Genomic DNA, 12,219 nt, shown 5'->3' with positions numbered 1-12,219 from the left:
CAGAATATCAAAAAAATGACCCTCCTGCTTAACAGGAGGGTCTAAAAACTCGATGTTCAATTGATTTTTCATTCAAAAACAAAGAGCTTGATGGTCAAAACCTTAGTTTCTCAACAAGCTGAAAAAACCGGTCTATGACCGGTTTTTATTGTTGGATCAATTCTTTTAAGTCGCCCGCAATTTCATCTACCGGCACATCTGTATAGCCATCGTAGTTATTGGCGACGGCCCCTTCTGCATCCATCAAATAAAACGAAGTGCCGTGGACCACTTGGTTGCTGTTTGGATCGTCTTTAACCAAAGCCTTGAAATTATCGATGGCAAAATCCGCAATTTCTTCTTGGCTGTACCCTGTCAGCAAATGCCATTTCGATTCATCAGGCACTGAAAAATTGCCTAAGTACTCCTGCATTTTCTCGGGTGTATCTTCTTTCGGATCCACACTGAACGCCACAATTTTATAATCTTCGATGCCTTCTTCCACCAGTTTTTCCTGGATGCCGGCCATGTTAAAGGTCATCGGCGGGCACACCGTTTCACAATTGGTGAAGACAAAAGTGGCAAGCCATGGCTTCCCTTTTAAGCTATCCAGGGAAACTTGCTCCCCTCTATGATCGGTATAGGAAAAATCCTCAATTGATTGATTGCCGCAGGCTGAAAGAATCAGGATCAGCCCCATCAGGAGGGCAATTCGCAAATGTCTCATGATGCATTCCTCCATTCATCCATAACCTTAATCATATCGAATGCTCTTGGCCAATTCAACTGAACCTCTCTGCTCTTTGTCACAAATCTGTGAAGTCAGGAAAGTTTTAATGTCACCAGTGCATCGTGTATCGCCACAAGCTTTGCTTCCACCCGGTGCATCAAGTAAAAGGATACAAAAATCGGGAAGCCCACTTCTTGGATTAACCGCATCCACTCATCCATTTTTTTCACCTCGCTTCTATTCAAAAAGGCTCCCCCGAATCAGGAGAGCCCACTTGTTAAACTTCGTATTCGACGACGTTGCGTTCCACGATGCGTGCACCTTTGGCGGTGGCAAAATGTGAACCTTCCACTTCGAAAATATTTTGTGCAATGATCGTCTGCATGCCTGCCTGAAGTTCAAGCGGCGTGACGTTCTCGCGCGGCTCTTCTACCGACAGCGTGACTTCTTTGCCCGCTGCTGTGGCAAAGATCAATTCCAATGTTTTCGCCATTCCTTATTCCCCCTTTGTCATTATGCGTAAATGTTGAGCCCAGACTGTTTTTCCAGGAACATCAGCTCTTTCGTGCCAAAGCCTGTCAAAACGATTGCTACCGCGTGAATGGCGTCAGCCGCAGCTGTTTCCGTTACGTTGTGGTACGCTTTCACTTTTTTCTTCGTCTTGCCTTTGTCGTCCAAGCCGTTGTCATACGTGCACCGAATGCTTGCATTTTTAAATTCGCTTGCTGCCATGTCGATCACCTCCTTTCATTCGCTATATAGACACAAATCGAAAAAAGAGATACCTTTTGGATGAATTTTTACGAAAATCCTTCTATAATAGATGAAGGTAAGAATAAACGAGGTGAACGAAGTGGCACTTGAAGGCTGGTTTTTATGGTTTATCCTGTTCTGGGTCGTGGTATTGGTCGGCTTGTTTGCAATCGGCGGCTATTTCATGTTCCGGAAGTTTTTAAAGTCGATGCCAAAAAAAGACGGCTTATCGGATTTGAACTGGGAAGAGTATTACGTGGATAAAACCATCCACTTGTGGGGAACAGAAGAAAAAGCGATGCTGAATGAACTCGTGCAGCCGGTTCCGGATTTGTTCCGTCCGGTCGCTAAGCAGAAAATCGCAGGCAGAATCGGCCAAATTCTGTTGGAAGAAAAAGTGAAGAAAATGAAGCTTGAACATATTATTCGGGGATATATCATTGCGACTCCAAAACGCGACCACAAATTTCTCCGGAAAAAGCTGGCGGAAATGCAAATTGATATCGCTCCTTATGAACAATATTTTGGGAAATAAAAAAAGCTGTTCCTTTATAGGAACGGCTTTTTTATGTCCGAAGCACTCAAAAACTGAAAAGCGCCATGATTAAGATGAAGGCAGCCACGGCAAGAAAGAAATAACCGAGCCCTTTTTTGCGATTGTTCCGGAGTTCCTCAATGCCGAATAAGGCAAAAAAGAAACCCATAAACAAAGTAGAAAACGCTGAATACGTGTAATCTTTTGTCGTTAAGCCATATACCGATATGGCGATCACAATAAGTCCTATAACAAAGCGCAAAATTTTCAAATGGCTGCCCCCGGAATCAGTTTAGTTAAAAAGTGCAGTTCCTCAATTAGGAACTGCACTTTCCATTTTTCCCTGCAATTTTCTGTACTGCATGTACATGGCCAAACGCCATGGGACGATCATGCCGAATGCCAGGATCCAGAACATGCCGCCCAGTTCCCCAACATCAATTGTGGAACTTAACACGACTTTGCCAATCACACGGATCAGCAATAAGCCGATCAGGATAAAAACAAAGGCTTTTGACTGCTTCAAATAAATATCGCCGTCCCGGACTTCAAACTTGGATGACCATATCAGCACCGTTGAAAACAATACGCCGACGAGAAGCGCTTCTCCTATTTGGATAGGGGCGACTCGAAAAAAAGGAAATACGAACATCAAAGCCCCCGTAGACATAAATAAAGGAGGCAAAATGATTTTTTTCGCCGAAGCCGGTTTTTTAGCAGATTTGCTGCGGACAATCATTGCCATAATCCCCATACCCAGCGCCCCGACAGTGGTTACCACCAGCATGATCCAAGGAGGAACCATTTCAAGAAACTCAAACATGTCGGTCAACTCCGAAGCTCCGTATTTTTAGGCCAGTTTCTTCTATTATAAATCTAGTATTCATGCTTCCACCTGCTCTATCATTAGAATCCTTGGAAATCCCCGAAAACCGGGCTCAAGATACGGATCAAATACGTCATTCCGTCAAAAAACAGAAGCACACCGACAGCAATCATAACATAGCCGCCAACGGTCATGATCTTCTGGCTATTGCGGCGCAGCCATCCTGTCTGTGCCACAAAGAATGACAAGACGAAGAACGGAATCGCAAATCCAAGAATATACGCGACCATATACCAAATGCCAGACCCTGGGTTCGTTGCAGCAAGCGCATAAATGGCTGCTGTGATCGGTCCGGTACACGGCGTCCATCCTGCCGCAAAAGCCAGACCGATAACGAATGTTCCAAGAAAGCCGGACGGCCGGTTTTTAAACGACACTTTCCGGTCTTGCATTAAGAATTTTGGTGTAAACACACCGACAATCATCAGGCCGAACAAGACGATGAAAATAGCGCCGACTTGGCGGATCAATTCATCGTATCGAACAAACCATTCGTAAAAGAAAGAAGTGCTGAATCCGAGGGCAATAAAAATGGTTGAAAACCCTAATAGGAAAAATAATGTATGGTACATGCCACGTTTGCGCATGACCTTTTTGTCATTTTTGAGTTCATCTATCGACATCCCGGTTATATACGACAAAAATGCCGGATATAACGGCAGCGTACAGGGCGAAATAAAACTCAAAAATCCCGCACCAAAGGCGAGAAACAAATTGATATCACTGGCCACAATTGTCACCCTTTCACTATGCTCTCCCTATCTTACCAAATTTGTCTTTACATGACCGCCTCTTTGCCTGTGACATCTTTGTGGACATTGAAAACCGAAGGGGTATTTCGGCAACCAAGCCTAGTTCTTTGCTGAATAGTTAACTGTCGTTGGTTAGTTAAGCTTATTGTTTTTCATCATTTGGTCGTTTTTATGCATTTGTGTTTTTCTTCTTGTTGCTTGTTTTGATTTTTTATTATTTTCCTTATGTAGCTTTCTACATGTATTAAGGAAAAAGTGCTTTTCAATTTGATTCTGAATTTTACTGCTTTTTTAGTTTTTCCCTTTTGTAGTTTTCTACATTTATTACAGGTTAAAGCCTATTTTCAGAAATTGAAAAAGAACGGCCGCAACCGTTCCTTTGTTTTATTCCACAATGCCATTTTGAAGCAAGTACATTTTGTGGTACAGTCCGCGTTTTGCCAATAATTCCTGATGCGTGCCCCGTTCGACAATTTCACCGTGGTGCAGCACCAAAATCAGTTCGGCGTCCTGGATTGTGCTGAGCCGGTGTGCAATGGCAATCGTTGTCCGCCCCTGCCTCATCCGCTCAAGCCCAACTTGGATGGCCATTTCGGTTTCGGTGTCAATATTGGCCGTCGCTTCATCAAGCACCAGTATTTTGGGATCAGTGGCCATCGTCCGGGCAAATGCCACAAGCTGCCGTTGTCCGCTTGAAAACGTAGATCCACGTTCCGTCACTTGTTGCTGGTAGCCCCTTGGCAATTCATTGATAAAACGGTCAGCCTGTACAAATTGTGCTGCAGCCTGGACCGTCTGATCCGTCATGCTGCGGTTGTGCAAGCGGATATTGCTGTCAATCGTACCGTAGAACAGGAACGGATCCTGCAGAACAAGCCCCATTTTGCTGCGCAGCTCTTTTGCCGGGTATGCTTTCACCGACTGCCCGTCAATCAGGATATCGCCCCGTTCAAACTCATAAAACCGCATCAGCAAATTGATGATGGAACTTTTTCCGCTCCCCGTATGGCCGACAAGCGCCACGGTTTCCCCCGGCATTGCCGTGAAACTGATATTTTTCAATACATCGGCTTTGCCGTCATAGGAAAAGCTGACATTGCGGAATTCGATTTTTCCGTCGGCAATTTCTCCGCCTGTCCCGGCTTGCGCCGGCGCCAAATCGTCTTCATCGAGCAATTCAAAAACGCGGTATGCCGATACGATCGCCTGCTGGAAAATCGACAGCCGCTCCATGACCTGGTTGACCGGTTCGAAAAAGCGGTTGATGTACGCGACAAAGGCATACAGGACGCCTACTTCCACCGTATTTGTAAATGACGTTACGCCGAAGTAGCTGAGCAAAAGGATCAGTGCGAGGGCATATACCAGATCAATTGCCGGATGCAGAAGCAAGCCGTCCAATTTGATATTGCGTTTGCCTGCCTGCCAATGCTTCTCGTTGATTTCATTGAATTCATCCTGCAGCCGCGCTTCCTGGCCGAAAGCCTGGACCATGCCCATTCCTTGCAGCGATTCGGACAATTTGGCATTCAGCTGGCCGAGCCGTTCACGCAGGTCCTGGTAGAATTCCGAACTGTATTTGCGGTACAAATACATGATCCAAACAAGTACCGGCAGCACCAGCAGCGTAATAAGGGCGAGCCGAACATTCAGGAAGAACATCGCGATATAAACGCCGACGATCAAGAAGATGCTTTGCACAAATCCGATCAGGACACTGACAAACATTTCTTTGATGGCTTCGGTGTCATTCGTAACACGCGACACCATGCTGCCGGCAGGGGTCCGGTCGAAATAGCGCATGCCAAGATTTTGGACTTTCGTGAAAACATCAATGCGCAGCTGCTGAATGATTTTCAGTGCCGCTTCCTGGAATTTCAGCAGTTGAAAATAGCTGATGACCACATTGGAAACCTGGATGAAAAAATAGCCCAGCGCAAGCCCGACGACCGGGCCGGTTGGAAACGAACCGGGCGTCAAGTAATCATCGATGAATGTCTTGATCAGGACCGGCCCCAGCACATCGCCAATGACGGACAGCACCAACAGGAGCATGGCGACTGCCAGCATTTTCTTATGCGGCGCCAAATACTTCAACAAGCGTTTAAAGACGAGCCATTGGTCTTTGCCGGTCAATTCTTTCGGTTTTTCCATTACGCTTCGCCTCCCTGTTCGACGAGCGCTTCCAATTGCTGCAGCTCATACATTTCGTAATAGCGCCCTTTTTTCTTCATCAATTGGTCGTGGGTGCCGATTTCGGCAATTGTGCCTTCATGCATGACGATAATTTGGTGCGCATGCTGGATCGCGCTCAAGCGGTGGGACGTGATGATCGTCGTGGCGCCGGTCCGTGTTTTTTTCAAAGAAGAAAGGATCGCTTCTTCCGTTTTGGCATCGACCGCTGACAACGAGTCGTCCAAAATCAGCAGTTCCGGCTGCATCATCAACGCCCGGGCAATGGAAATCCGTTGTTTCTGGCCGCCAGACAGCGACACGCCGCGTTCCCCGACGACCGTGTTGTAGCCTTCCGTAAAATTCAGGATATCATGATGGATATGGGCAAGCTTTGCCGCCTCATGCACTTCATCAAGCGTCGCTTCCGGCCGGGCAAAAGCGATATTGCCGGCTATTGTCGTGGAAAACAGGAAGTGGTCCTGCGGCACATAGCCGATGGCTTTTCTCAATTGCTGTTTTTTGTAGTCGTTGACTGAAATGCCTCCAAACGTGATGTCGCCTTCATAATGGTCGAATTCACGCAAGAGCAGGCGTAAAATTGCCGATTTTCCGGAACCGGTCTTTCCGACAATGCCAAGCGTCTCTCCGCGCCGCAAGATGAAATAAATATCCCGGAGCGCCGCCCGGTCGTCGCCGGTGAATTGGAATTGTTCAAGCGAAAAGACAATATCGCCTTGCGGACGCACATCAACGGCGTTTTCCTGGTCATCGATATCGACCGGTTCTGCAAGCAATCGGCGGATCCGGTCATAGGAAGCCCGCCCGCGTTCAACGATATTGAAAAGCCAGCCGAAAGCAAGCATCGGCCAAACCAACAGACCAAGATAGGTAGTGAAGGCCACCATATCGCCGATGGTCATTTCGCCGTTCATGACAAAATATGTACCAAATCCGAGCGCCAGGAAATAACAGACACCGATAATCGCCGAAATGGTCGGATCAAACAGCGAATCGACCCGGGCCACCCGGATGTTTTCATCGACTACACGGTCGGACAACCTCTTGAAGTCGTCAATGTCCTGCTTTTCTTGCCCGAATGTCTTGATCACTTTCATGCCGGAAATGCTTTCCTGCGTCTTGTCATTAAGGCTGGAGAAAGCTTCCTGCGCTCCGTGGAACCGTTCGTGCAGCAGCTTGCCGTAATAATTGGTCATATACGCCATCAGCGGCATCGGCAGCAGCACGATCAATGTCAACTTCCAGCTGACGGTCAGGGCCATCGCCGCAATGACAAAACCGCCTGTCGCAATCGAATCGACCAGTGTCAAAACGCCGATGCCGGCTGTCTGCTGCACCGCCTGCAAATCGTTCGTGGCATGCGCCATCAAATCACCGACCCGCCGCTTCTGATAAAATGCCGGCGACATCCGGGTGAAATGAGTGAACAGGCGTTCACGCAAATTCCGTGCCAGCAGGATCGATGAACCGAAAATCATCAAACGCCAGGCATAACGGAGCGCATACATCAAAAGCGCCGAAGCGCCGAGTATACCCAGCCATTTCACCAAAAAAGCGGGCGTCAAAGTGCCCCGCCCAATTTCGTCGACGACAAATCCGATAATGCGCGGCGGCAGCACACCGAGAAATGCCACAAACAAGAGCAGGATGACTCCTGTCATGTATTGCTTTTTCCTTTCCTTGAAAAACCAGCCCAACTCCCAAAAAACGCGCATATTCTTTTCCCCTTGCTCTTTAAAATATATGTATGAGTGGATTCTTTTTTTATTTTACCAAGCTTATTTATGGAAAGATAGAAAATAATTCGAGTTTTGAAATAAATTGGGCAGCCATCATTCTTCCGTTTCTTCAAAGCTGCCGTCTGCATTATGGCCGCCGATCAGGCGGGCGCGTTCACGTGCCGTGCCGGCTTCTGTATAGGAAACCGCCCGCAAGACGGCGGTCGGCCCGTATTTTGACCGCAGTTGGTCCATCGCTTCCCCGAGTTTGCGCGTCTGCCATTTGCGCTGTTCAAACAAACTCAATTGCATGGAGGTTTCATCTTCGAGCTTTGTCAATGTAATGGCGAGCCTTCTCGCCGGGCGGCCGTCATAAAACTCCTCCAGCAATTCCTTGCACACTGCATAGATTTTCAGGGTCTCATTGGTCGCTTCGTCGATGGTGCGGGCCCGGTGGAAACCGCCGCCGAACGCTTTTTTGCTGTAGCCGACCGAAAGTGTTACCGTCCGTCCCGCTTTCCCTGCCGTGCGCGCCCGTCTGGCTACATCTTCAGCCATTTCAAGAAGCACCGTCAAAATATCCCGGGCAGTTGTATAATCGCGGTACAGAATCTGCCCCTTTCCGTAACTCACTTGCCCTTCGATGATCGGCGGGCCCAGCTCGGACAAATCGATGCCCCAAGCGTGGTGGTACAGCTGGTTGCCCAGTATCCCGAAACTGGCTTCAAGCTGCGCCAATTCCGTATGCGCCAAGTCGCCGACAGAGAAAATGCCCATGCCGTTCAATGTGGCTTCGAGCCGTGAACCGATTCCCCACATTTTGCTGAGCGGTGCAACCGGCCATAATTTTTCCGGCACATCTGCAAAATCCCATTTCGCAAACCCTTTGTTTTTGGCTTCCAAATCGAGTGCCAGTTTCGCCATCAGCATATTCGGGCCCATGCCGATTGCGGAAGGCAAACAGAACTGGCGGATGATATCGTCCTGGATGCGGGCAATCAACTGTTCCGGCGTCCCCCATAATTTTCGGGTGCCGCTTAAATCGACAAAACTTTCATCGACGCTGTACACATGGATCGCTTCAGTAGGAACATATTCTTTCAGCAAACGGGTAATTTCCATCGATACATCCAGAAAAAAGCCCATTTTTGGCTCGATTTTCAAAATGCGCGGATCGTCCGGAATTTCGAAGAGCCGGGTGCCGGTCCGCACGCCGAATTCTTTTTTCAGCATCGGCGAGGCTGCCAACACTACACTGCCGCGCCGCTCCTGGTTGCCGATAACGGCAATGCAGGCAGTCAATGGATCCAGGCCAAGGTCAATTGCCGTGCAGCTGGCGTAGAAACTCCGCATATCGAGGCAGATGATCGGCCGTATCTTCAATCCTTCATACATGCCTTTCGCCTCCTTTTTCTCTTTCTTCTTTAAGCATATAGGAACACTTGTTCTTAATCAATAACCGTTTTTGTCAGGCCTTAAACCCGCAGCAGCTGTATCGGAAGTCATTGGGCAAAGAAAAAACGGCTTGCCTTTGTGAAAGAGGCAAGCCGTTTTGGATAAAACAAATGTAAAAGCCGATTTTCCTTAGGGGAGAGGAAAATCGGCTTCCAGCTTCCAGATACGGGTACCAAGCGCATCTGGCTTATATGATTGGACTTTTCACCCGATGAGTTGCTTGGCAAGTCCCAGTTGATGGTGTACTTGATCAAATCCTGTGCCCCCGAGCGAATTTCTGCGCTGCACGGCAGTTTTCGGCTTCAAGGTTTCGTAAATGTCTTCGCCAATCAATGGGCTGGCATCCTGCAGATCCGAAAGAGGCAAATCTTTCAGGAAATAACCGCGCTGGATGCAGGTGAATACCAGTTTGCCGGTCACGTCATGCGCTTCGCGGAACGGCATGCCTTTTGCCGCCAAATAGTCGGCAAGCTCTGTAGCATTGGAGAAATCCGAATGCACAGCCTTTTCCATCGAATCGATGCGGACCGTCATCGTGCGGACCATGCCTTCAAATATCGGCAGCGAGCCCATTAACGTGTGGACGGTATCAAACATGCCTTCCTTGTCTTCCTGCATGTCTTTATTGTAGGCAAGCGGCAGGCCTTTCAAAGTGGTCAGCAAGCCGAACAAATTGCCGTAGACGCGCCCGGTCTTGCCGCGGATCAATTCCGCCATATCCGGGTTTTTCTTTTGCGGCATAATGCTTGAGCCGGTCGAGAACGCATCATCGAGTTCGATGAAACGGAACTCTTCACTCGACCAAAGAATGATTTCTTCGGCAAAACGCGACATATGCATCATCAGCATCGAAGCATTGCTCAAAAATTCCACGATGAAATCGCGGTCGCTGACGGCGTCCAGGCTGTTTTGGTAGACGCCTGAAAAACCGAGCAATTCCGCAGACATTTCACGGTCAATCGGAAAAGTCGTACCGGACATTGCACCGGCGCCAAGCGGCGACAGATCAATGCGTTTCAGCGATTCCGTCAAGCGTTCCTTATCGCGTTCGAGCATCCAGAAATACGTCAGCAAGTGATGGCCGAATGAAATGGGCTGCGCGCGCTGCAGATGCGTATAGCCGGGCACAATGGTATCCACGTGCGCTTCGGCCTGCTCCACAATCGCCGACTGGAAAGCCGCAACCGCTTCGATGATTTCCTTTACCCGATTTTTTAAATAAAGATGCATATCGGTCGCGACTTGGTCGTTGCGGCTTCTAGCGGTATGCAGCTTGCCGCCGACCGGACCAATTTCATCGATTAAATGCTTTTCCAAGTTCAAGTGGATGTCTTCATTCGAAACACTGAATTCCAGATCGCCGGCTTGTGCTTTTTCTTTCAAGGTTTCAAGACCTGATAGGATCAGCGCCGCTTCGTCTTCCGTAAGGATCTGGCAGGCTGACAGCATTTTCACATGCGCCGTGCTGCCTTCCAAATCTTCCATGACTAATTTCTGATCAAAAGAAATTGAAGCTCCGAACTCATCGACCCACTGTTCGGCCGATTTTTGGAAACGGCCTCCCCACAGTTTGGTCATGATTGAACGCCTACTTTCACGTTTTCAGGAACAACGACTTCTTTTTTGTTGACCATTGAATTGACAACAGTCGGAAGGCCCCACAATTCGATAAAGCCGACAGCCGAGTCGTGGTTGAACGTATCGTCTGTAGAGTACGTCGCCAATTGTTCGCTATACAGCGAGTTAGCCGATTTACGCCCTTCGATGATGGCATGGCCTTTGAACAATTTTACACGCACTGTGCCGTTGACAAATACTTGCGTTTCTTTCAGGAATGCCTGAAGAGCGGTACGAAGTGGAGAGAACCACAATCCTTCATAGATCAATTCCGTTAATTTTTTCTCGATGACCGGTTTGAAATGCGCCATTTCTTTCACCAGCGTGATGTCTTCAAGCTCTTTATGCGCCGCAATCAATGTCATGGCCGCTGGAGCTTCATAGATTTCACGTGATTTGATGCCGACCAAACGGTTTTCCACATGGTCGATTCTGCCGACGCCGTGTTTGCCGGCCAGTTTGTTTAATTCCAAAATGAGGTTCGCGAATGTATACGAAACGCCGTTCAACTGAACAGGCACGCCGTTGGCGAATTCGATTTCCACCACATCCGGCGTATCCGGTGTATTTTCCAATGCGTTTGTAATGTCATAAGCTTCTTCTGGCGGTGAAGCCCACGGATCTTCTAAAACGCCGCACTCGTTGGCGCGTCCCCAAAGGTTTTGGTCAATCGAGAACGGGCTGTCCAAGTTTACCGGAATCGGCACATTGTTTTCTTTGGCATAAGCGATTTCTTCGTCACGCGACCAAGCCCAAGCACGGACAGGCGCTACGACTTCAAGATTCGGGTTCAATGATTTGATCGATACTTCAAAACGCACCTGGTCGTTGCCTTTTCCTGTACAGCCGTGGGCAACAGCAGTTGAACCGGTTTCTTCTGCGATTTCAACCAATTTCTTGGAGATCAACGGACGCGACAATGCCGACACAAGCGGATATTTGCCTTCATATAAAGTATGGGCTTGCAATGAAATAAGTGCGTATTCATCGGCAAATTCTTCTCTTGCGTCGATCATGTAGCTTTCCACCGCGCCGACTTGAAGCGCTTTTTGTTTAATGAAGTTTAAATCTTTGCCTTCCCCGATATCCAGGCAAACCGCGACGACGTCGTAGCCTTGTCCTTTCAGCCATGGAATGGCTACCGATGTATCTAATCCGCCTGAGTATGCGAGTACGATTTTTTTATTCAATATGAAAACCTCCAGTGTATTTTTATACAGTTATATGATGTGAATATACATATAATAGCACGGACTATTTATAAGTGCAAGTAAATTAATTCATGTTTTTGCATAAAAAAAAGCAGCGCTAGCTGCTTGAGTTTGTAGGCAAAAGAATTTTTATGCTTGAGAGATGTAGGAATATGCAACAAGACATGCCGGATTCTCCGTTTCAGCCGGACGCGTTCCGCGGGCTCGCGCCGAACTAACTCGGAACTTACGTCCCGAGTGGATTTCGGCACTTCGCTATCCCGCTAGAGTCGCCGGCTTCCACTCCGGATTCTGAACATGAAGACTATCCAGAGACGTCGCTTATTCTCATAAGATAATTGTTTAAACTTCGACCCGATTCACATTCAGGATCGAATCAAAGAGAGACGC

13 protein-coding genes are annotated in these 12,219 nt (G+C 48.1%); 1 reads left to right on the top strand and 12 read right to left on the bottom strand.

The window, feature by feature from the left end; translation table 11 throughout:
- Positions 1-145 precede the first annotated feature (145 nt).
- From HU147_RS09350 to HU147_RS09335, 4 genes are all read right to left on the bottom strand, one after another.
- Positions 146-706, bottom strand: a complete 561-nt coding sequence (locus tag HU147_RS09350) for an SCO family protein (RefSeq protein WP_224075965.1) — start codon at positions 704-706, stop codon at positions 146-148.
- Positions 707-801: 95 nt separating this feature from the next.
- Positions 802-930 carry a YvrJ family protein gene (locus HU147_RS09345; protein ID WP_074511431.1) on the bottom strand — a complete coding sequence of 43 codons (129 nt, stop codon included), beginning with the start codon at positions 928-930 and terminating at the stop codon, positions 802-804.
- Between the two features lie 56 nt (positions 931-986).
- Complete coding sequence (locus HU147_RS09340) at positions 987-1,202, bottom strand: DUF2922 domain-containing protein (protein WP_224075964.1); 216 nt, start codon at positions 1,200-1,202, stop codon at positions 987-989.
- Positions 1,203-1,222: 20 nt separating this feature from the next.
- Positions 1,223-1,441, bottom strand: a complete 219-nt coding sequence (locus HU147_RS09335; RefSeq protein ID WP_224075963.1) for a DUF1659 domain-containing protein — start codon at positions 1,439-1,441, stop codon at positions 1,223-1,225.
- Positions 1,442-1,532: 91 nt separating this feature from the next.
- Between HU147_RS09335 and HU147_RS09330 the strand changes: the two genes are divergently transcribed.
- Positions 1,533-1,997 carry a DUF2621 family protein gene (locus HU147_RS09330; protein ID WP_176294875.1) on the top strand — a complete coding sequence of 155 codons (465 nt, stop codon included), beginning with the start codon at positions 1,533-1,535 and terminating at the stop codon, positions 1,995-1,997.
- 46 nt (positions 1,998-2,043) lie between these two features.
- Here the strand turns inward: HU147_RS09330 and HU147_RS09325 are convergent, their stop codons facing one another.
- From HU147_RS09325 to HU147_RS09290, 8 genes are all read right to left on the bottom strand, one after another.
- A complete protein-coding gene (locus HU147_RS09325) occupies positions 2,044-2,268 on the bottom strand; it encodes a DUF3953 domain-containing protein (RefSeq protein WP_224075962.1) in 225 nt (74 codons plus the stop codon).
- A gap of 42 nt (positions 2,269-2,310) precedes the next feature.
- Positions 2,311-2,820: a CcdC family protein gene (locus HU147_RS09320; RefSeq protein ID WP_224075961.1), complete on the bottom strand. Its 510-nt coding sequence runs from the start codon at positions 2,818-2,820 to the stop codon at positions 2,311-2,313.
- Between the two features lie 83 nt (positions 2,821-2,903).
- Entirely contained in the window at positions 2,904-3,614 is a 711-nt protein-coding gene (locus HU147_RS09315; protein ID WP_036809163.1) for a cytochrome c biogenesis CcdA family protein, read from the bottom strand.
- 405 nt (positions 3,615-4,019) lie between these two features.
- On the bottom strand, positions 4,020-5,789 hold the full coding sequence (locus tag HU147_RS09310) for an ABC transporter ATP-binding protein (RefSeq protein WP_224075960.1): 1,770 nt from the start codon (positions 5,787-5,789) through the stop codon (positions 4,020-4,022).
- Positions 5,789-7,543, bottom strand: coding sequence for an ABC transporter ATP-binding protein (locus HU147_RS09305; RefSeq protein WP_224075959.1), 1,755 nt, complete (start codon positions 7,541-7,543; stop codon positions 5,789-5,791). The genes HU147_RS09310 and HU147_RS09305 overlap by 1 nt, the downstream gene beginning before the upstream one ends.
- 117 nt (positions 7,544-7,660) lie before the next feature.
- On the bottom strand, positions 7,661-8,941 hold the full coding sequence (locus HU147_RS09300; protein ID WP_224075958.1) for a Y-family DNA polymerase: 1,281 nt from the start codon (positions 8,939-8,941) through the stop codon (positions 7,661-7,663).
- Between the two features lie 264 nt (positions 8,942-9,205).
- On the bottom strand, positions 9,206-10,579 hold the full coding sequence (gene argH / locus HU147_RS09295; protein WP_224075957.1) for an argininosuccinate lyase: 1,374 nt from the start codon (positions 10,577-10,579) through the stop codon (positions 9,206-9,208).
- Positions 10,576-11,811 (bottom strand): argininosuccinate synthase, encoded by a 1,236-nt coding sequence (locus tag HU147_RS09290; RefSeq protein ID WP_224075988.1) that lies wholly within the window; start codon positions 11,809-11,811, stop codon positions 10,576-10,578. The genes argH and HU147_RS09290 overlap by 4 nt, the downstream gene beginning before the upstream one ends.
- Positions 11,812-12,219 lie beyond the last annotated feature (408 nt).

This window comes from Planococcus chinensis (assembly GCF_020071995.1).
Classification (GTDB): Bacteria; Bacillota; Bacilli; order Bacillales_A; family Planococcaceae; genus Planococcus; species Planococcus chinensis_A.
This window is presented reverse-complemented; position numbering and strand designations above follow the sequence as displayed.